This is a genomic window from Dolichospermum sp. FACHB-1091, assembly GCF_014697585.1.
Taxonomy (GTDB): Bacteria; Cyanobacteriota; Cyanobacteriia; order Cyanobacteriales; family Nostocaceae; genus Dolichospermum.
Genome location: NZ_JACJSB010000039.1, coordinates 13,111 through 34,796 on the forward strand (window position 1 = coordinate 13,111; position 21,686 = coordinate 34,796).

Consider the following 21,686-nt stretch of genomic DNA (forward strand, 5'->3'; position numbering starts at 1 on the left):
CTGTATATCATCCCTGGTTAAGCCTCACTATATTAGCGTTAATTGGCAGCAATTACACAACTTTTTATTGCTTTTGGCTACAAATTTTTGACTATCGCGCCAAAGTCAGCCAATACACGGGCGTGATTTCGTAATAATCCCAGCAAATTTAGGCGATTTTGCTTAATATCGGGATTTGGGTCCATGACTAAAACGCTATCTTCACCATCAAAAAATGTACTAACGGTAGGAGCGATTTTTGTCAGTGCAGTTACTAACAGTTGATAATCCCGGTTTTGTTGTGCTGCTTGGGTTTGGGGAACTAGTTCAACCAAGGCGTTGTAAAATGCAGATTCAGATTTTTTCTGGAATAGTTCGGGGTTAATTAAGGTTTGTGGTTCTAGGGTTTCCAAGTCTAGATTTCCTTGGGCTGCTAACCGGGTAGAACGGTTGACGGTTTCGTAGATTTTATCTAATGTACCATCTTGACGGATTTTTTGTAAATAGATGGCGCGATCGCGGACATCTAATAAATCTACTAATGCACGTTCTGTATATTCAGGATCATTTTCTCCTAAAACCGCATTTACCAAATCGTAATCTATCTGTTTTTCATCTTGTAATAAGGTGCGAATCCGTTGCAGGAAAAATTCTTGCAATGTTTTAATTAAGGATTTGGCATCTTTGTTAAAAGCTGTGGCGAAATCTGTGGCTACTTGCTCTAATAGCTGGGATAAATTAAGTTTTAATCCTCCTTCTTTGATAACTCTTCCATTTTCAGTAATAATCGCTAACCAAATAATTTGAATTAATCCATTAGCTGCACGTCTTAACGCAAAAGGATCAGAAGAACCTGTAGGTATTAAGCCCAAGCCAAATATACAGACTAATGTATCTAATCTGTCTGCCAACGCTACAATTTTACCAGTGAGAGTTAAGGGTAACAAGCCATCTGGGATGTCATTTTCTGCTGTTAACTCCTCAACATAAGAAGGCGGTGCTATCGTAGACCGTAACAAGCCATCTGGGATGTCATTTTCTGCTGTTAACTCCTCTTGTTTAATTGTTCTAACTGGCCAATAATGTTCCATTATTGCTCGTGCAACTTCGGGATCTTCGCCACTCACTAAAGCATATTTTTCTCCCATTATTCCTTGCAATTCAGGAAACTCAAACACCATTTGAGTTACTAAATCTGCTTTACATAATAAAGCTGCTCTTTCGACTTTTTGGCGTTGCTCTTTCCCTAAATGCAATTGCTCACTGATTCTTTCTGCAATTTTAACAACTCGATCTACCTTTGCGCGGACAGAACCTAAATCTTCTTGAAATGTAACTTTTTCTAATTGTGGTAAAAAGCTTTCTAGTGGTTTTGATAAATCAGATGCACAGAAGAATCTCGCATCAGCTAATCTAGCACGAATTACTCTTTCATTTCCTACAGCAATAATATCTGCTTTTGCAGGGTTGCCATTAGAAATAGTGAGGAAATTGGGTAATAATTGTTCTTGATAACCATCTTTAAATACAGGAAAATATCGCTGATGAGTTACCATGACTTCTGTAATTACTTCCGTTGGTAAGTTAAGAAAGTCTTCTTCAAATTTGCCAATAACTACGGAAGGGTATTCTACCAAATTTACGACTTCTTCTAATAAATCTGGATAAACGACTGTGTTGCCACCAGCAGCTTTTGCTGCTTTCTTCACTTGTTCACTGATAATTTTTTTCCTTTCTTCTGGTGAAACTATTACAGAACCATCAGCCAAGGTTTTTACATATTCTGTAGCGTGGGAAATACTGACGGGTTCGGGGTGTAAGACTCTATGGGCGCGAGAGATGCGATCGCTTTTAACCACTTTTGCCCCATTCTCTAATTGTAGTGGTAAAATATCTCCATCTAATAATGTGACTAACCACCGAATTGGCCGGGAAAATCGGCCGTCACCATGTCCCCAACGCATTAACCGCTTGCCTTCTAAATTCCAGACCCATTGGGGAACAAGTTCGGTTAAAATATCCGCAATGGGACGACCGGGAATTTGCTTATTCACAAAGACAAAATCCCCTTTTTCCGTGGGACGAATTTCTAAAGCAGAAATATCTACACCTTGCTTACTCGCAAAACCAATGGCGGCTTTAGTGGGTTGTCCATCTTTAAAGGCTGCTTGTGCGGGTGGTCCTTTGATTTCCTCTTCTCTGTCTGCTTGTTGGGAGGGTAAACCGGTAATGAGAACCGCTAACCGTCGCGGTGTTCCATAGACTTCAACCACAGCGTCGGGGAGATTATGAGTTGCTAGGCTGTGGGGAATGCGCGATTTCCATTGTACAATAGCATCACTCAAAAAACCGGCGGGTAATTCTTCTGTACCGACCTCTAATAAAAATGCTGGCATAAGATACTGTTTTTAACTTGACGGGGCTGAACATTAGTCAATTCCAATATTGTATGCCATAACCGATAATAGGTAATAGGTAATTGGTAATAGGTAATAGGTAATAGGTAATTGGTAATAGGTAATTGGTAATTGGTAATTGGTAATTGGTAATATGATTGTTTATTTTTATATCCTTGTTATTGACAAGTAGTGTATAATTAGGTAGCTTAGATGAAAGATTCCATTTGTTCAAAATATACAACTTGAACAAGTGAAGCAGTTAAAAAACTGGTGTAAAGGAACAAACAAATTATGTCTCCAGAAAACAATGGTGGCGCTAAAATTGAGGCGCGTTCACCAAAACCTTCTATTGATTTAGTTACCCTTGTAGAGTTGCTGACTAAAGCAATTCCACCCAAAAACAATAGTGGAACTACTGATAAACTACACCCTGATTATAGACCAGCATTTGCTTTTGATGCTAAAAATAATCGTCTCAGGATATGTACGTCAGCAGTTATGAGAAGATTCTTTGGAAATAAGGATTTTAAAACGGCTTTTCATCCTGAAGGTGGGGGTTTTGTTCAAGATTTACGAACTTCTGGTTATGGTTTGAGGATGCGAATTGGTGGTACTTTAAAAGAAGATAATAGAGACAGATTACCTAAAGCTTTAGATCAATTAATTCTAGCTATTGATGCAGCATTACCACCAGAAACTCAATTATCGGCTTTGTTGTTAAATGAACCAGGGAAACGGCTTCAGGAATTAGCACAAAACACAGGTGCTTCTTTCCAAAATAAAGCTCATAATGCGACTCTTATTCCTATAGCATTTCCTAATCAAGATACTCAGAATAATCCAGAAAATAAACCGATAGCTAAAGTAATTTCTGCATCAGAAACAATAGATGCTGATAATTACTTTACACGGATGTCAAGTGCAGTTGAAGAATATTTAGAAAATCAGGAATTAGAAGCAGATGAAATTGAAACATCTCTTGATGCTTTGAAAGCAGAAAACACTAGATTAGAAAGTCAGTTAAATCGGTTTTTAACATTCCTAGATGATGAAGCATTAGCGCGGGTAAGATTGTTAATTACCTTGCGGATTATGGAAGCAATTTCCAAATTTAGTCCGACTAAATACGAACTAATTAGAAAATATGTTCAGCGGGTTAAGACTTTTTTTGATGCTGCAAAAGAAGATATTTTTGAGGTTGATTTATCCGCTGATTTTGGTACAGGTGGTCAGTTTAAACTATCAGAATCTTTGCAAACAGCAAATTTCTATTTCTGTCTACCGGTTTGGCCAGAATCTGAAGCTCAAATCTTTGAAGAAAAGACAATAAATCAAGAAAAAACTAGCTTTGGAGTTGTGCGAGAAGTTAGTTATCATTTTCGGATTAATGGACAAAACCCAACAGCAGGTAAATCTGCTTTTGAAGCAAGACTTGATAAAATTGAGAAAGAATTAGAACTAGATAATGAAGATTCATTTTTTGATCCAAAAACAGTTACTCGCTCTTTATCTCAGTTGATATTTTTAGCAGTTGTTGTTCCCTCTCAAATAATAGAATCTGTAACTGTGAAAAATTTCTCAAGTTCAGTACAGCAACTTCTCGAAGATCTAAAAAATGGTGGTAAGAATGCTGTTAAAGAACTTATAGTTAAGTTGCGAGACTGTGCTAACACAATGAAAACGATTGCTTCAAATTTAATTGAGGTTATTAATACCAAAAGTGAAAAAATAATTTCTCAAGTTCAAAGTGAATCTTCTCAACAATTTATCTGTGTAAAAAGTGGTATTTTTGAATGGTCACGGTTAACAGCAGGAGCATCTGAAAATTTACTTGTTGGTTCAGAAAATCCTGGAAGAGAAACGGTAGAATGGTTTAAACATATTGAAGTTTGCGATACTCCAGAAACACCAGGACTTTTATTTTCTGTCAAGGTCAATACTCAACTTTCTGAACATAACTTAGTCACCAAAGGTAATCCATATTCAATTCAAGTACAAAGGATTTTACCAGAACATCTTTTACAGATTATTTGGTGTCCTTTTTCTTTTTCCAAAGAAAACGATAAATGGACGTACAAACCTTCAGAAGATACGCCAAAAGCACAGGGATGGTCATTACCAGCAGCAATTTTTTTAGAGTATGATGTGAATAATTTAACTCGACAAGAAAAAGGGAAAAGAGGTGAAGAGAATAAACAATATCATGCTGCGGGTGTTGCGGCTTTTGAAGTATTAGTTTATTGTTGTTTATGGCATATTATTAACAAATTAAAACAAGAAGTAAATAATGATTTTACAACTTTAATGCTGAGGTTGCAAGAACAAGGAAAGGAAAGTGATGATAAAGATGGTGATTCTTATGTTTATGCAGCCGCGCAAACTTTAGAAGCGATATTAGCAGAAGATACTAATATTAGAATGCAGGGAATTGTTCTTAAAAACCTAGATAAAGAAAACCAAAATACCCAATATGTAAAAAAGAATATTTTTAATGCTTTATTGAGTGCATTCCCTATCGTTACCAGTACACCAAAACCGCCAACAGTTCTGAAAATTGGTTTAATTTCCTACTCAACTCGTCCCTGTGATGAGTCTAGTTCATTAAATACAGATGAAAAGAGTTATCTTTTTCTGACTCAAAGTTATATTGCTACTGCGGTAAATCAGCCATTTTCCGGTTATCATATCAAAGCAGAAAGGACACAATCTGATATTGTTGATACTCCTGAAAACTTCCGAAAACAAAGATTAGTTCAAGAAGAAATTCGTTATCTTGAAAATCAAGGATGTGAGCATATTATTTTACTTTCTCATGCTTATGGTAGCCGAAGATTTAACCGTGTTGCAGATTACAATGCTGGATTAACACCAAAAGAGTTTTTAGAAGATATTTCTCAGAGTTTTCCTGATTTAACTATTTACACCTTATTACGTGATGTTTTCCCCGCAACGAGACTTTATAAACGGGAAAAAAATCAAGCTGGATTTGAGATTTTACAAGCAGGAGATTATACTAATTTCTTGAGTTCCGTAGAAAAAATATCAACTCGTCAACTAATTCCAGTTTATACTTTTGCAACGCTATATTCAATTCAAGAAAAACAGCGGCCACAAGCTCAAGAAAAACAGCGGCCACAATCGGGTTTTTGTGTATATTTCCTAATGTCAGATCAGCGTGTGAGTGATTTCAATTGGAGTGAACGCGCACGTCAAAATTTAACTGTTCCTGAACCAAATACATCTAATATTCATCCTTGTTTAATTTCTGTGTTGCGTGGTTTGCATTTTATTGAAGCAGAAAAAGGAGTACAAAACGGACAATTTCTCCCGGTTTTAGATCCCTTTCCTTGGATATCTCCTAAAACCGTGGAAGCTGCGGGAGATGTGCGAATTTTACATAGTCGTCGCGGTGGTAAAGTATATCTGAGTTATCCAGCTTTACTAACTCATATTTCCCAAGTTCTTCACCGCAGAAAATAATCCATATACCCGACTTATTGTATCATATTTGTTATTAATCAAGGAAGTTAAACAAATGCAAATATCATTTTTAGATCAAGCATCTTTGTGGGGACAAGTATTTGAAATTGCTGTAAAACGCGGTGTTTTACAAAAACTGATTCATGAAAAATTACTTATTAATAATCATCCTATTGTTGAACATTGGCAAAAATTTAAAAATGCTGATATTAAAAATCAATTAATCAAAAGTCTGAAATTAACAGATCAAAATTACCAGGAATGGGTAGAAAGTATGGTACGTCATTTGTTAGTTTTAGGTTATGGTTTAGGTTGGACAACTACGCGGGAATGTCTTAAGAAAACTCCAGTTTCTAAATTAAAATTAGAAGCTATTTGGTGTCCATTAGTCTTTCCAGGAGAAGTACAAAAACCTGATATAGAACCGGAAAAAACGGCTAAAGAATTTAAACAGGCTTTTAACTTAACCGGAAATCCAGATTTAGGATTAGTTGAAAAGGGAAAACCAGCAAGAGCAGATTTTTTGTTATGGTTATCACCTGATGAAAATTCAACTACTAAAAAACGTGATCATTTTATTTTCTGTTTTGAATTTTCTTATAATGTACCCAATGAATTAGCCGATTTTAGCCATGAAAATGCTCACAGAGAAGAAGTGAGTCGTTATGCTCGTTATATTGATTCTAGGGGAGTTTTTTCTAGGGTTTGCGCGGAGGTAGAAGGTGAGGAATTTTCTATTTCTGAAAAAATTAAAAATCATTTATTACCTTTTAGTGGTTCTGACAAACCTTTGTACAAACTTTGTCAAGCATCCTCCTATACTGAACAGTTGGTTAAATTATTAGAAAGTCAGGGAAGATTAGAAGATGCTTGTATTGCTCGCGCAATAGCTATAACATCAAATGGATGTGAAAGTATCGCTGCTAATTTTAATGATCAACCAGATACTAGAGTTAAATTAATGCAATCTTTAGGTGAAGCATATCGTAATACTTTAAAACTAAAAAATGATGCACCTAATCAACTTAATGAAGAAATTATCACAGTATTTAAGAGATTAGTCCAATCACTTCCTGGTGATTTTAGTAAACAAGCAAAGCAACTTATTCCTGAACCTAATTTAGAAACAAATATTAGCTATAGATTCCAGGAAAATATAGAGGGATTTTATAATTCTAATCAAGAAGTTTCCAGAGAAAATATAATTTTAGCAGTTGAAGAAACAGAAGCGTTACATAAATTTTTTAATGGTAATCCTCAAGATTATTTTATACAAGAACTTCCACCAACCGAAAAAATTCAATTAAGAAAAGTTCATGAATCAGCAGTTATAGCAAGTTTAAAATCTGCTCAGACCGGAAAAATTAATGTTATTGCTTTAGAAGGAAATCCGGGAATTGGTAAAACTACTGCGGTGGTGAAGTTTCTTGAAAAACAATCTGAAGGTTTTATGTTTTTATATATCAGTCCACGAGTTGTCATTAATCGAGATGTGACTGATAAACTAGCTAGAAAAAACGGAAATTATAGCGGTATTGCGACTCTAACAACAAATGCAAATTTGATTAATTTAGCTCCTAAATGGTACAAAGAAAATTTTAATTCACAACATTTTATTAATAGTGCTGTAGTTTTTGATGGGGTTGAAAATCTTAATCTTCCTGATGGGAATACCATCTTTATTACCCCTGCACAAGAACATGAAATTGATGCTAAAATTGTATCTGCTACTAAAGCTAAAAATGCTCTCAACGAACGAGATTATAAAATAGAATCAATCCGTCGTCCAGGAGTTTTAAAAACCCTTGCAACTTCCGCTAGGAAATTACTAGAACTTAACCCCAAAATCAATCAATTAGTCATGACTGCTGCTACTCAAGGTTATCGTTCTCTTGATGATAAAACCACAATTAATGCTCTAGAAGAGTTGTTTAAAAATAAAGCTGATAGCAAACCGGGAATAAAAGAACGTTCGGAATTTTCCCAGCGTATTCCTACTATTATTGTCATGGTTGATGAGGTAACAGGTGATGGTGCGGGAGCATTATTTGTGCATAAGTTAGAAGAATGGTTACATAAACAATTTATTGAACATTTTGATGGGAAAAAATCACCCTTTAAAGTTATCTTAATTATGGCTGATGCTTCTTTGAGTAATGAAGTAATTTTAAATAATTATCTAAGTCATAAAATTAAAGCTCCTGATAAAGTTTTATTAAGTAAAAGTAGAGGTAATGAACCTTTTAGAATGACAGGAACTAATGTGAAAGTTGGAATTAGAAAATATCCAACTGTACATATTATGACTAATAGTTATCCAGCTTCTCAACTGACAATCGAATATAGTATGCAATTAGCAAAAGTTACACCTGGATTAACAAAAGATAGTAGAAAACAAACTATTCGTCAAGCAATTCGAGAAAAATTAGATACAGAAAATTTAAATAATGCTTATAAAGAAATTGCAAATGGGTTAAAAGAAGGAGCAGAACAATTAATTTTATTTGCTCAAGATAAAGCATTTCTCAGACAATTAAAAAGTAGGTTAACAGAAGGAAAAGATGCTCTTTGTAAAAGTCAAGATGTAGCAATTTTAGATCACAGTATACTTCCTCATGAACGATTAGAATTAGTCAAAGAAAATACACGGGATAAAAAACGAGTTTTCTTAATGACTTCTTCCGGTGCTAGAGGTGTTTCCTTTCCGAAAACTGACTGGATAATTGCCACAATTCCCCGATTTAATATTGAATCTGCTTTAATGGAAGTTGCACAACTTATTTATCGTGGTAGAGGAATGTACACAGATTCAGAAACAGGATTACAAGTTTCTGGAGATAATAAAAATAGACATTTGGTAATGCTGATTAATGATTGTATTATTGAAGATAATATTGAAGATAAAAAAAGAGATTTTACTAGACTTTGGTTACGTCAATCTAGTGATTTATTAACACTATTAATGATGTTACGTTCTACTATTCACACCCGCATTAAAGGTGATGCTGGATTGAAAAGACAAAAGATTGCATTTGTTCCCGTTGGTTCTATTGGAGATGAAGAATTATTACATTTAATGTCTGATGATGTGCAGAGTTTTTTACAAGAAGCACGAGTTTTTATTTATGATAATCACTCGGATGATCATAAAGGTACAGTGAAAAAAACTCAGCAGTTAATACAAGAAATATTTGCTAATTTTAAATTAACTGGTCGCGCACCAGATAGAAATACTAGATCTTATATTGAGTATCACACTTTAGAAGCATTTGTCCAAGTGGTTTCTAAAAATTCTAGTCAGTTATTACCATCTTTAGAGAATACAGATTTAATCATTCCTGAAAATTTAACTTGTATTGGTGATTTCTGGATAGAAGATTGGGGAAAAAGAAAAATAGAGGAGAAATTCAATTTTGAAGGATGGCGTAAAAATACTGGCAAAAAAATTGATGAACTTTTAAGCAAACTCTGGGTTATTTGTAATGAAAAATCTGAGTTTCCTCCTAAACTTAAACGTCCAGCACGAGAACTATATATAATTTTACAGCAAGAACAAGAGGCATTAACTCAAGAATATTCAACATTGCAAAATTTACAAACAGAAAATATTATTGTGAGTATTCCTTTAGACTATCCCCGTTTTTGGCACAAACAAGAACTAGATACTCCAAAACAGAGACTAGAAGACCCAGAATCATGGCAGAAATCTCTAGGAAAAACTTTAACACCACAAGGTTTAGTAATGCCTGTAATAGCCGAATATGATGATATTCCTTGGGTAGCTGTAGCAGATAGAAAAGTTTTTGATCAATTGGAAACTACTTTTAGCGATCGCTATTTTATGATATCTAGTGAATTAAATTTACTCAATACTATCTTATTAGAAGATAATCTATAATCATCAGATATCCGTTATGAGGTACGTATCTAGTATGAGGTACGTATCTAGCGGGCAAGATGCCCGCACCACAAAAGTTTTATGATTCAACTTTGTACCTCATAAAAGCGGAAATCGCTGTATTGAAAAAATCGGGTATTGGCATGATATACTAATAAAAAATACGAGGTGAAGTCTCATGCTAACCATCGCACCAGTTCACTCCCACCGCGCTATACTCGCTAATATTTCTTGGCACACTTTTGAAACCATTTTAACAGAAATGGGCAATCATCGCGCTACCCGTCTAGCCTACAACCAGGGAACACTAGAAATTATGACTCCTTTAATGCCTCATGAACATAATAAAAGACTGATAGAAAAGCTCATTGATAATTTAGCAGAGGAACTTAATCTTAATATTAAAAGTACCGGTTCAGTGACTTGTAAACGTCAAGATTTAGCCAAAGGTGTAGAACCAGATTCTAGTTTTTACATCCAAAATGAAGCGATAATGCGAAATAAACAAACTCTAGATTTGACTCAAGATCCTCCACCAGATTTAATTATAGAAGTTGATTATACTAGCGCTTCTCTTGATAGATTACCGATTTATTTGGCTTTAGGTGTTCCCGAAGTTTGGCGTTATGATCATCCAATTATGCAGATTTATCAACTCAGTCATGGTGTTTATATTCCCTGTGACGTTTCTCCAACTTTTGCTAATTTACCCCTAAATACAGAAATTCCCCGTTTTCTCGCTCAAAGCCTGGAAATTGGCGAAATTCCCATGATTCGCGCCTTTCGTACTTGGTTACAAAAATCAAAAATTTAAAGCTTGATAGGAGGAAAGATAGTAAATGAATCTGACACAAAGGGACGAGTTATGAAGTCTTACAGCGGATTTAATCTGGATGAGGTACACTTTTAGCGAGCAAGACACTCCCACGAAAAGATTTTTATCATTAATATATGTTCCAGAAGCATTAATAAATAATAGACCGTAATATTATACCACAGAAATATCTGAAACTGCTCATAAATGTGGGGAAAAAACCGCTAAAATAGTACTCAAGAGTAAAAACCATAAAATCTGGATATGACCACAGCCACACCCGCAAAAACTGAATATGAAGCGATTATCGGACTAGAAACCCATTGTCAACTCAGTACCAAAACTAAAATTTTCTCCAACAGTTCCACAGCTTTTGGCGCTGACCCCAATACTAACATAGATCCAGTGTGTATGGGTTTACCAGGAGTTTTACCCGTACTTAACGCCAAAGTTCTAGAATACTCTGTTAAAACGGGTTTGGCGTTAAATTGTCAAATCGCTCGGTATAGTAAATTTGACCGCAAACAATATTTTTATCCTGATTTACCTAAAAATTACCAAATTTCCCAATATGATTTACCCATAGCCGAACATGGTTGGATAGAAATTGAATTGGTAGATGATACAGGAAACACCAGACGTAAACGCATTGGTATCACCCGCTTACACATGGAAGAGGACGCAGGTAAACTTGTTCACGCAGGGAGCGAAAGGCTTTCTGGTTCTACTTACTCTCTTGTGGATTATAACCGCGCTGGTGTTCCTTTGGTGGAAATTGTCTCTGAACCGGATTTGCGAACGGGACAAGAAGCGGCTGAATATGCTCAAGAACTACGGCGCATTGTGCGTTATCTTGGTGTTAGCGATGGTAATATGCAGGAAGGCTCTCTGCGTTGTGACGTGAATATTTCTGTGCGTCCCGTGGGACAAGAGAAATTTGGTACTAAAGTAGAAATTAAGAATATGAACTCCTTTAGTGCAATTCAAAAAGCTATTGATTATGAAATTGAGCGTCAAATAGCCGCTATTGAATCAGGAGAGAAAATTATTCAAGAAACCCGTCTCTGGGAAGAAGGTTCACAACGCACCAGCAGTATGCGGGTGAAAGAGGGTTCTAGTGATTATCGCTACTTCCCTGAACCAGATTTAGCACCCATTGAGGTTACTCAAACAGAATTAGATACATGGTTAAATGAATTACCCCAACTACCCGCCCAAAAACGCCATTATTATGAAAATCAATTGGGACTTTCAGCTTATGATACTAGGGTTTTAACTGAAGATAAACCAGTCGCAGATTATTTTGAAAATGCGATCGCTTTAGGTGCAAACCCTAAAGCTGCGGCTAACTGGATTACTCAGGATATCGCTGCTTACTTGAATAAACAAAAACTCACCATTCACGAAATTAAACTGACTGCTGCTAACTTAGCTGATGTCATTACCCGCATTGAAAATGGTAAAATCAGTAACGCCCAAGCTAAGGAAAAACTCACAGATTTATTAAATGGCGTTTCTCCAGAAACAGCTTTTGCTGGTCAAGAACTGATTTCAGATCGTACCATTCTTGAACCAATCATTGATGAGATTATTGCTACTAACGCCCAACAAGTAGAAAAATACCGCAAAGGTAACACTAACCTCAAAGGCTTTTTCGTAGGACAAGTCCTGAAAAAAACCAATAAACGCGCAGAACCCAAACTCACTAACCAACTAGTAGAGGAGAAACTCAATACTCCGATTTAGGGTTTGTAGCAGGTGACAATCCTCGCCCTAAAAATGAAGTGCGGAATGTGGATTTCATAATTAAGAACTTGCAAATAAAAACAATACCCAAAAGTTTCTTGTGGTGCGGGCATCTTGCCCGCAGAATATTAATAATATTACTATTACTCTAAATCAGTTTCTACACCCAATGATTTTAATTGAGCAATTAATCTTTCTATTTTCTGTCTTTCCTGTTCAGCTTTTTGTTTTTCTAATTCAGGCTTTTGACGTTCCTTTTCGACGCTAGTTAATATCCAATTTCCGTTTTGATCATACCAATGTAACCAAGGAATTGTTACACCTTGATAATTACCTACCCATACCCCAAGCCTAATTCTATAATTATCAAGAATTGTCAAGTCCTCTGGCTGTAAGTCCTTCGCTACCATAAAATATTGAATTGGGAATTGCTATTGCCTAGCTTCTGTGCTTGTTAATTACTCATCAGTCTGGTAATATACGCAAATAACGACTAATTAGCAATTACCAATTACTAATTACCAATCGTTGTGTTAGATTAGGCATACTTGATATACATTTTTTCCTTTGACACAGTTGTCATTATGGTAATTACAAAGAGTAAGCTAGTTTTAAGTGCTACAGTAGTAACGCTTTCTTCAATCGTTGTTACTAGTCTTGGTATTCATTCAATTGGTAAAGCTTCATTTAAAGACAGTCACAAGGATTTAGTAGATGAAGTTTGGCAGATTATTAACTACCGATACGTAGATGGAACTTTTAATCAGATAGATTGGCAAGCTGTACGTAAGGAATATTTAAACAAGTCCTATACTGATGAGAAGGAGGCTTATAAGTCCATCCGGGAAATGCTGAAGAAGCTAGAAGACCCTTACACACGGTTTATGAACCCGGAGGAATTTAAAAATTTACAAGTTGATACCTCTGGAGAACTTACAGGTATTGGTATCACTATTAGTCAAGATGAAAAAACTAAACAACTGCTTGTCATTGCTCCTATTGAAGATACACCGGCATTTAGAGCAGGTATTTTAGCCAAAGATATTATTCTCCAAATTGATGGTAAAAACACCAAAGGAATGGATACAAATGATGCAGTATCCCTGATTCGTGGCAAAGCAGGAACCAGGGTAAAGCTAACAATTCTGCGTAATGGTCAGAAAAAACAATTCGATATCCAACGAGCGCGAATTGAGATTCATCCTGTGCGCTATTCGGAAAAGAAAACTCCAGCAGGTAATATTGGCTATATTCGCTTAAATCAATTCAGCGCCAATGCTAGTAAGGAAATGAAAAATGCTATTCAAAACTTAGAAGCTAAAAAGGTTTCTGGATATATTTTAGACTTACGTGGTAATCCCGGCGGTTTGCTATACGCGAGTATAGAAATTGCTCAAATGTGGATGAATAAAGGTACAATTGTTTTTACTATTGACCGTCAAGGTACGCAAGATAAACAAGTAGCAAATGGCTCGGCTTTGACTAATAAGCCCTTGGTAGTATTAGTAGATAAAGGTTCAGCTAGTGCTAGTGAAATCCTTTCTGGGGCTTTACAAGATAATAAACGGGCGATTTTAGTAGGAAATCAAACTTTTGGTAAGGGTTTGGTGCAATCTGTGCAACCTTTAAAATCTGGTTCGGGTTTGGCTGTAACTATTGCTAAATATCATACTCCCAGCGGGAAAGATATTAATAAACATGGTATTGATCCAGATGTGAAGGTAGAATTAACTGACAGCCAACGCCAAGATTTATGGTTGCGTGAACGGGATAAATTAGGGACTCTTGCAGATCCTCAATTTGCGAAAGCCGTGGAATTATTAGGTAAACAAACTACTCAAAATACAAGTACAATTAGGAAAAATTAAATAAACATCTAGGTAAAGTAGAGTAAAGACGTTCCATGGAACGTCTCTACCAATGAATCATCTAAACCTATCACCTGACGAGAATCAGGATTTTAACTTAAATTCATCAAACTTAACAACTCCAGTATCGGGTTTTTTCGTATCAAAAAGATAGCTGCTAATTGTGCCTGTTCCTGTGTCGAAAATGCTAAAAACTGTAATATCATTACTAGCAATATAAGGCTGTGGTTGACCATTTTCTCCTAATAAGGGCGAAATAGTTGGTACTATCGGTTGTAAACCATTCGGATCACCAATTGCGATACAATCTTTTTGATAGTTATTTGGTATTTTTCGCTGTCTTTCCCCCCAAGCAGCACCATAAGAGTTACCGACATTAGATGTTTCTAAAAAGTGCATTCCACTAGGACTGATAAAACGATTCCATAAATGGGAATGTCCATAAAATACTAATTGCACTTTAGCAGTTTCTAATAGGGGAATAAGATCACTAATAATATAATCTTGATCTTTAGGATATTGATAATTTATTGATTTGATTTCTCCTAAATCACTGTGTTCTATTATTCCTATGGGATTAGTATAAGGTGGAATAATATTACAACCCAATGTATGCGGTGGATGATGAAACATGACAACTTTATATTTTGCTGCTTGAAATTCTTGGCTGTTGAGTTCTTGTTTTAGCCAATTATATTGTTGACTACCTGCAAAAATTGGTTCATAAATAATTTGTCCATAACCCCAATTTTCTGGATGATTAAAGTCTTTTTCTGCTTCTTGATATCGCCCCTTAGTATCTCGATCTAATCTAGGACTACGCCACATATTCGTAACATAAAGAACAACAAGACGCACATCTCCAAAACTAACAGCATAGTAGGTTTTTCCCCCTGGTTGACTTTCAGGTAAAGATAAAATTTCCTCATAAGTGTCAGTATTAAATGAATGATCTTTTAAGGATTTTTCGCCAGATAATTTTTTGGCAATTTCCCGGGGAATAGTATCATTAAATTCATCATCTAAACTTGCTGTTCTTTGAAATCTACCCATAACTTCATGATTACCAATACAAGTAAACATGGGTGCATTTTGAATAATTTTCCCTCCTGTATAAGTGACCTTAACTCCATTATGTTCTATCTGATATTTAGCGTGACCTTGTAAACCAGGAAAAAGAGCATTACCTCGATTATCATCAAACCATTCAGAAGCGCGGTCTGAAACATTGACTAAATCACCTGCAAACCATACTCCGTCCACTTGTCCTACTGTTTCGACAACCTTTTGCAGATTTGCGGCCGTCATGGGTTTTAGTTGGTGGTCTGAGGTGAGGAGGATTTTTAATGGTGTTCCCGCTTGGGGAGTGGTTGTCAGGGTAAAAACTTCGCTACTGACACTTTGACCATCTTCCCGGACACTAGTAACGCGATAGGGAACTCGCACACCTGTAGTTAATTCCGTCACTAGGGCTTGATGTCGCCAAATATGACGTTGAACCGGTTTTTGGTAAATTTGCCCGTTTTGAGTCTGATTCCCGACTCGTGATTCTTGGTCTTCTCTGGTGCGACTGAGTTTGGTAGTATGGGCTGGGGAAGTTTTCTGGAGATTTTCTCCGTAACTGACTGAATGATGATCGCCAAGAAACTCGGTAAACCACACTACTTGTACTGTTGTTGCTGTTGGTAGTTGTAAAAATGGATCTGTCAGCAATTCTGGTGCTGATTTCATGATTATTTCCCCAAAAGAACGCACGTTTACTATATTAAAGCATAAAGTTAGTAAAAGTACAGTTGTGAAGATAATTTTTGCGGTTTTAATTCGTTGAAACATATCCGCTAATTAATCCAATTAATTATGTGTTTTTAAGCCCAGAAATAAGATATCAAGAATAATTTAATTTACCGCAGATAAAGATGGATGAATTAATGGAGTTCTTCCTTTTTCACCCATTACCAATGAATTTGGCTTTTAATTCTGCTAATTCTTTATCTATTTCACTTTGGACTTTTCCACCACTATTCACTTGAGTTTTAAGTTCTTTTAATTCTTGTTCAATTGGATTTTGCGGTTGAGGTTTACTACCTGTAAATTGAGTTTTCATTTCTTGTAATTCGCTCTCGATTTGACTGGAAGTTTTAACTACAACGGGAAGTTGAGAACTGGGTGGAGTTATTATTGTCGGCGGTATAAATGATTGTTGAAAATTCAAATCTTTGAGAACTTCATCAACCGTTTGATAGCGATAACTGGGGATAGTTTCTACCATTTTGTCAATGACTCGACTCAATTCTTTACTAACAGGAGTTTTCACATATTTTCCCCATATCCAAGCTGCATTATGACTATCGTAGGCATCGAAAGGCGATCGCTCTGTTAACATATTAATACAAGTTACCCCTAAACTGTAGATATCACTGGCGAAAATTGCCTTTCCCCGCATTTCGGGGCGACATACTCAGGACTACCTATAGTGGTTCCCGTGCGATTTAGGGCTGTTCCCGTGGCGGATTTGGCAGCCCCAAAATCAACTATCACTAATTTGCGATCGCTGTGGCGACGAATAATATTTTCTGGTTTAATATCTCTGTGTATGACCTGCTTACTATGACAAAATTGCAGTAATGGTAATAAATCATTCAGTAGTTGCCGAATCTGTACCTCGTTTAAAGCCCCATTTTGTTGTAAATCTTGGTATAAATTCAGTCCATCAATAAATTCTTGAACTAAATACTGTCTGTTATCTTGGTGACAATAGGCTAAAAGTGCAGGTATTTGGGAATGTTGTCCCAATTCATCCAACTGTACAGCCTCTTGGTTAAATAACTCTATAGCTTTTTGTACCGTATTTATACTTTGTAATTGGGAAAAAAATTGCTTAATTACACAAAGTGGCTTTGAGGGTTTATCCTCATCTACAGCCAGAAAAGTTCTCCCAAAACCACCTTGTCCAATGGGTTTAATAGCACGGTAGCGTTCTTTTAGGAATAATTTCGTACCACAGGTTTGACAAAACTTAAAATTGTCATTGTTTTCTGGTTGGGAACAATGGGGATTAAGACAATAACTCATAAATAAATTATACTTATTTCTATTGTGTCTTGTGTTGGACAAAAAAGAGGTTATCAACTTTTATTTGATTTTCAAGTAATATTAAGAGATTTTTTTAAGGCTACTTCTACCTGATTAAATAGATCCGACGGTAAAATTCCTAATTTTTTGTGCAATACTGAATTATTGACAGTAGCAATTTTATCTGACTTAATTAATGATATTTTTTTAGTCATGTTTTGATAAAGTCAGTGTGTGTATGGGAATTTTGGAGAAAATACCCAAGATAATAAATCCTTATCAACAAGAGGAGCTAAATTAGCTAACTGTGCCACCCTATGTTACGGGTGTAGATACTACGGACTAGCAAAAGAGTCTTCTGTATCAAGATTAAGAACTGGGGGACGAATGGCTCTGATAATGCTTTTAATGACAACAGCGCAGGGAACTGCCACAATTACCCCCAAAAGTCCGCCAATTCTCGCTCCAGTCAAGACAGAAATTAAAATCCAAACGGGGTTTAAACCAGTAAAACTACCTAAAATCCGAGGTGCGATCAGGTTTTCCAGGATTTGCTGCACAATTACCGCTGCTATTAATACTCTTATTCCCATAGAAACATCTTGAAGTGAGACTAAAGAAGTTGTCAGCGCGATACCAACAGAACCACCAAAGGGGATAAGTGCCATGAGTCCAATCGTTAACCCAAATAATAACCCAAAAGGGACCTTCAGCCACAAAAAGGCAGGAATGAGAGCAGAAGCCATACAGGTGGATAAGATTAATTGGGTAATAAAAAAGTTTTGAAAGCTTAAACGGACTGTATTGGAAAAAGGATCACGAAATTTAGAAGGTAACCATTGTACTAAACTTTGCCAAAGTTCGCCGCCATGTTGTAATAAATAAAAGGTTAATACCATTGTCAACAGGAAATCTAGTAAACTGGTAACAGTGACTACAGCTAGATTCAAGACCTGTCCAGCTATAGACTGTAATTGTCCCTTAACGCGATCATTAATTTGTGTGGCTAAAGCATCTAAATTAATTGGCAAACCCGCGCTTTCTGCTTTATCATTGAGTATCATTAATTGAGAACGTCCTGAGTCAATTAATTCTGGTAAACGGGCTACCAGTTGTTGTGCTTGAGTCAGTGCCAAAGGAAACAGTGTGACACCTAGAGCTAATAAAATGGATAATGCTGATAAAAAAACTAAGATAGCCACCTGTTCTCTTTTAGCTCCGTGGTTTTCCATCCAACTCACAGGGTAGTTGAGGAGAAAAGCCAGTACCGAAGCTCCGACTAAAATAACGATCAGGGAGTGAAAATAATCGAAAATTGTGGCAATAGCCCAACCATTGAGAACTAATAGGGGCGCAAGTAGGGCAATTGCTAAAAATCTTGCCAGTGGTGTCAGTGTTTGCCACCAACTAAGTAGCTTTCGTGTCTGCATTTTTAGATAATTACACTATAGAACTCAGGCGATTTCTTCTTTACAGAATATTATCTCTAACTTGATGAATTTTATTCACCATCTCTAGTTTATGATCACATCAACCACTATGGATAACCTGCCGGCAAAAGATACAGATATCTTGAAAATACAACTCATTTTCTATTTAATTCCCATTATCGGCTTTTTTCCAGCCCTGTGGACTCTCTACAACGGTCAGGGTAATCGAGAAAAAGTGACTGTCAGCCGTTTGTCTATTACCTTGGCTTTGATATGGATATTAGGTTATTTATTGCTAACTACTGGGGCGGCTGTAGATTTTTTGACACTGCGCCTATTAATTCTCAATAGTTTCCTGACTTCTGGTTATTTTTTAGTCAGTGTTTGGTTGATTTTTCGGGTCATTCGAGGCAAATCTTCACGTTTACCAGGATTTAGCAATTTAGCTGACGGAGTATGGTGTAAGTATTGAAGACGGAAAAGGGAATAGGCAAGAAAGAATGACTGAACTACTAAACTTCTCAATAAATTTAGTATAAATTTAGTTATAAATTATTGTACTTGCAAATTCCCCATAGCAAACTTGATCAAAAGTTGGCTATCATGTTCTGATTTGTTTTAAATGTATTGAGTCTGCAAATTTACGTTATTCAAAATCCTAGGTGAGAGGAATTCTGTGACTAGTCAAAAAACATCAGCAGCACAACAAAGAGCCGCAAAAGCTAAATATAAGGGTAAAAATTCTCGCCCGTCCAAATCAGGACGGTGGCTATGGTTTGTGGTGGGTATGGGCGGGATAGCCATAGTATCAGGACTTGCAGGGGCCTTGTTGGCAGTTTCTTGGGAAAGTACACCTTTGCAACAAGCGCAACTGAGTCCCCAAGAAGAAGCAGTATTTGACGGCGATCGCATCTCTGGAAATGGGTTACAATTCTCTCAATTAACTCGCCCTGTGAATATCCTCCTCCTGGGTATGAGTGTACTGCCTCCAGATGTGCAAAACGCACCGACTGAAAGTAAAAATCTCGGATACCAGCCCCAAATTAATTCTTTTGACGGTCTTTCTGATGTCATGCTGTTGATCAAATTTGATCCAGAGACAAAAAAAATAGTCATGCTTTCCGTTCCCAGAGATACCCGCACAGAAATTGAAGGCCATGGAGTGAAAAAAATTAATGCTGCTAATGTAGATGGAGGTCCAGCTTTAACAGCGAAAACCGTTAGCAATCTCTTGGGCGGAGTCGGTGTAGACCGCTATGTACGTATTAATGTTTTAGGAGTTAGTAAGTTAATTGAAGCTTTGGGTGGGGTCAATGTTTATGTCCCCAAAGATATGAAATATCGGGATGATTCCCAGCATTTATATATTAATTTAAAGGCAGGTCAACAACATCTTAACGGTGAACAGGCGTTACAATTATTACGTTATCGTCATGATGAATTGGGGGATATTGGTCGGATTCAACGTCAGCAAATGGTGTTACGGGCTTTAATTGAACAGTCTTTAAACCCGACAACTATTACTCGATTACCGGACATTCTTAATGTTGTTAAAGAAAATATTGATACCAACTTATCCGTTGAAGAATTAATAGCACTGATAGGTTTTGGCTCAAAAACCAGTCGCTCAAATATGCAAATGTTAATGTTACCTGGACGCTTTAGTGAAAATCGTGAGTTTGATGCCAGCTATTGGGTCCCAGATAGACGAGCTATTGGTAAACTAATATCCCAGCACTTTGATTCAGAAGCAAAAACAGAACTACAGTCCAGTGATCCTAGTCATTTGCGTGTAGCTATTCAAGATAGTACAGGTAGCGATCGCTCTCAGTTACGTCCCCTAATTAAAACATTAGAAAAAGCCGGATATACCAATGTCTTTATATCTAAACTCTGGGGACAACCCTTAGAGGTAACTCACATTGTAGCACAACAAGGAGATGGAAATAGTGCAGAATCAATCCGTAGTCTCTTGGGATTTGGGGAAGTGCGCGTAGAAAGCACTGGTAATATTAGTTCAGATATTAGTATCCAGGTGGGTAAGGATTGGTTTCAAAACCAAGCCATTTTCCAAAATTCTACCCGTCCCTAATCACATTTATCTGGTTATCTGGTTATCTGGTTATCTGGTTATCTGGTTATCTGGTTATCTGGTTCCCAGCCGGAGTCTGGGAACGGAAGTCTGAGGCTCTACCTCAACTACAGTACCACAGAGGTCTATTAAATAAAATAAGAGGACTTACCCGAAATAATTCTCAGAATCTAAAGAATACCAGATTTAGAATAGGTTATAGCTTTATTCACCAATTTCTAAATAAAAATCCATGAGTCAGCACACGGAAACGATTTTTAGCAAAATCATTCGTAAAGAAATTCCCGCGCATATTGTTTATGAAGACGATTTAGCCCTGGCCTTTACAGATGTTAACCCCCAAGCACCAGTTCACATCCTTGTTATCCCCAAAAAACCCATAGTTAACCTAGCCACTGCTGAACCTGAAGATCAAGCCCTCTTGGGACATCTATTATTAACAGTCCAGAAAGTTGCAGCACAAGCAGGACTGGAAAACGGTTATCGTGTGGTTATGAATACTGGTGTTGATGGCGGTCAAACAGTCCATCATCTCCATATACATATACTAGGCGGTCGTTCTATGTCTTGGCCTCCTGGTTGATTTTTACATCTAAAATAGTCCAAAACTTCTGTGGGGTGGGCATCCTGCCCGCCCAATTATGACAATAGCTGCTGTAAATTTCATCATATCAGAAAAACTAATGATTTTCATAACTAATACTTACTTTAAATATCTTTACAAATCAAAACATAAGGCTTAATATAAATTCATGAGGTAGAAACACCTACCAAAACATACATAACTCAAACGCAATTATAAACACATGACCACAACACTACAGCAGCGCCAAAGCGCTAACGTATGGGATCGCTTTTGCGAGTGGATTACCAGCACAGATAACCGCCTATACATCGGTTGGTTCGGA

At 36.6% G+C, this 21,686-nt stretch carries 13 protein-coding genes and 1 pseudogene; 8 read left to right on the forward strand and 6 right to left on the reverse strand.

Translation table 11 applies throughout. The annotated features are described in order from the left end of the window. Positions 1-77 precede the first annotated feature (77 nt). A complete protein-coding gene (gene glyS, locus H6G25_RS21395) occupies positions 78-2,375 on the reverse strand; it encodes a glycine--tRNA ligase subunit beta (RefSeq protein WP_242035025.1) in 2,298 nt (765 codons plus the stop codon). A 294-nt stretch (positions 2,376-2,669) separates the two neighbouring features. Between glyS and H6G25_RS19020 the strand changes: the two genes are divergently transcribed. The 4 genes from H6G25_RS19020 to gatB all read left to right on the forward strand — a co-directional run bounded on the left by H6G25_RS19020 (position 2,670) and on the right by gatB (position 12,316). Then, the gene (locus H6G25_RS19020) at positions 2,670-5,858 is read left to right on the forward strand and encodes a hypothetical protein (RefSeq protein WP_190393845.1); all 3,189 of its coding nucleotides are present in this window, start codon (positions 2,670-2,672) and stop codon (positions 5,856-5,858) included. Between the two features lie 55 nt (positions 5,859-5,913). Then, positions 5,914-9,756: a helicase-related protein gene (locus H6G25_RS19025; protein ID WP_190393846.1), complete on the forward strand. Its 3,843-nt coding sequence runs from the start codon at positions 5,914-5,916 to the stop codon at positions 9,754-9,756. A 178-nt stretch (positions 9,757-9,934) separates the two neighbouring features. Continuing rightward, positions 9,935-10,570, forward strand: a complete 636-nt coding sequence (locus H6G25_RS19030; RefSeq protein WP_190393847.1) for a Uma2 family endonuclease — start codon at positions 9,935-9,937, stop codon at positions 10,568-10,570. A 264-nt stretch (positions 10,571-10,834) separates the two neighbouring features. Then, on the forward strand, positions 10,835-12,316 hold the full coding sequence (gatB, locus tag H6G25_RS19035; protein ID WP_190393848.1) for an Asp-tRNA(Asn)/Glu-tRNA(Gln) amidotransferase subunit GatB: 1,482 nt from the start codon (positions 10,835-10,837) through the stop codon (positions 12,314-12,316). Between the two features lie 143 nt (positions 12,317-12,459). On the opposite strand, the gene H6G25_RS19040 is transcribed toward gatB, so the two are convergent. Then, positions 12,460-12,726, reverse strand: a complete 267-nt coding sequence (locus tag H6G25_RS19040; RefSeq protein ID WP_347239223.1) for a hypothetical protein — start codon at positions 12,724-12,726, stop codon at positions 12,460-12,462. Between the two features lie 174 nt (positions 12,727-12,900). Between H6G25_RS19040 and ctpC the strand changes: the two genes are divergently transcribed. Further along, on the forward strand, positions 12,901-14,184 hold the full coding sequence (ctpC, locus tag H6G25_RS19045) for a carboxyl-terminal processing protease CtpC (RefSeq protein WP_190393849.1): 1,284 nt from the start codon (positions 12,901-12,903) through the stop codon (positions 14,182-14,184). Positions 14,185-14,268: 84 nt separating this feature from the next. Here ctpC and H6G25_RS19050 read toward each other — a convergent pair whose 3' ends face one another. The 4 genes and pseudogenes from H6G25_RS19050 to H6G25_RS19065 form a co-directional block, all read right to left on the reverse strand. Continuing rightward, positions 14,269-15,915 (reverse strand): metallophosphoesterase, encoded by a 1,647-nt coding sequence (locus tag H6G25_RS19050; protein WP_190393850.1) that lies wholly within the window; start codon positions 15,913-15,915, stop codon positions 14,269-14,271. 214 nt (positions 15,916-16,129) lie between these two features. Then, positions 16,130-17,256, reverse strand: a pseudogene (locus H6G25_RS19055) (serine/threonine-protein kinase). A gap of 71 nt (positions 17,257-17,327) precedes the next feature. Beyond that, a complete protein-coding gene (locus H6G25_RS19060) occupies positions 17,328-17,471 on the reverse strand; it encodes a type II toxin-antitoxin system PemK/MazF family toxin (RefSeq protein WP_190393851.1) in 144 nt (47 codons plus the stop codon). Positions 17,472-17,591: 120 nt separating this feature from the next. Continuing rightward, positions 17,592-18,686, reverse strand: coding sequence for an AI-2E family transporter (locus H6G25_RS19065; RefSeq protein ID WP_242035026.1), 1,095 nt, complete (start codon positions 18,684-18,686; stop codon positions 17,592-17,594). A 109-nt stretch (positions 18,687-18,795) separates the two neighbouring features. Between H6G25_RS19065 and H6G25_RS19070 the strand changes: the two genes are divergently transcribed. The 3 genes from H6G25_RS19070 (at position 18,796) to H6G25_RS19080 (ending at position 21,361) form a co-directional block, all read left to right on the forward strand. Next, on the forward strand, positions 18,796-19,158 hold the full coding sequence (locus tag H6G25_RS19070) for a hypothetical protein (RefSeq protein WP_190393852.1): 363 nt from the start codon (positions 18,796-18,798) through the stop codon (positions 19,156-19,158). A gap of 204 nt (positions 19,159-19,362) precedes the next feature. Continuing rightward, positions 19,363-20,778, forward strand: coding sequence for an LCP family protein (locus H6G25_RS19075; protein WP_190393853.1), 1,416 nt, complete (start codon positions 19,363-19,365; stop codon positions 20,776-20,778). 232 nt (positions 20,779-21,010) lie between these two features. Then, the gene (locus H6G25_RS19080; RefSeq protein ID WP_190393854.1) at positions 21,011-21,361 is read left to right on the forward strand and encodes a histidine triad nucleotide-binding protein; all 351 of its coding nucleotides are present in this window, start codon (positions 21,011-21,013) and stop codon (positions 21,359-21,361) included. Positions 21,362-21,686 lie beyond the last annotated feature (325 nt).

Bases quoted from the DNA above. Each gene is read 5' to 3' on its own strand.
- ctpC (WP_190393849.1), top strand. From the start codon at position 12,901: ATGGTAATTACAAAGAGTAAGCTAGTTTTAAGTGCTACAGTAGTAACG.
- H6G25_RS19065 (WP_242035026.1), bottom strand. From the start codon at position 18,686: ATGCAGACACGAAAGCTACTTAGTTGGTGGCAAACACTGACACCACTG.
- gatB (WP_190393848.1), top strand. From the start codon at position 10,835: ATGACCACAGCCACACCCGCAAAAACTGAATATGAAGCGATTATCGGA.
- H6G25_RS19080 (WP_190393854.1), top strand. From the start codon at position 21,011: ATGAGTCAGCACACGGAAACGATTTTTAGCAAAATCATTCGTAAAGAA.
- H6G25_RS19025 (WP_190393846.1), top strand. From the start codon at position 5,914: ATGCAAATATCATTTTTAGATCAAGCATCTTTGTGGGGACAAGTATTT.
- glyS (WP_242035025.1), bottom strand. From the start codon at position 2,375: ATGCCAGCATTTTTATTAGAGGTCGGTACAGAAGAATTACCCGCCGGT.
- H6G25_RS19030 (WP_190393847.1), top strand. From the start codon at position 9,935: ATGCTAACCATCGCACCAGTTCACTCCCACCGCGCTATACTCGCTAAT.
- H6G25_RS19060 (WP_190393851.1), bottom strand. From the start codon at position 17,471: ATGACTAAAAAAATATCATTAATTAAGTCAGATAAAATTGCTACTGTC.
- H6G25_RS19020 (WP_190393845.1), top strand. From the start codon at position 2,670: ATGTCTCCAGAAAACAATGGTGGCGCTAAAATTGAGGCGCGTTCACCA.
- H6G25_RS19050 (WP_190393850.1), bottom strand. From the start codon at position 15,915: ATGAAATCAGCACCAGAATTGCTGACAGATCCATTTTTACAACTACCA.
- H6G25_RS19040 (WP_347239223.1), bottom strand. From the start codon at position 12,726: ATGGTAGCGAAGGACTTACAGCCAGAGGACTTGACAATTCTTGATAAT.
- H6G25_RS19070 (WP_190393852.1), top strand. From the start codon at position 18,796: ATGGATAACCTGCCGGCAAAAGATACAGATATCTTGAAAATACAACTC.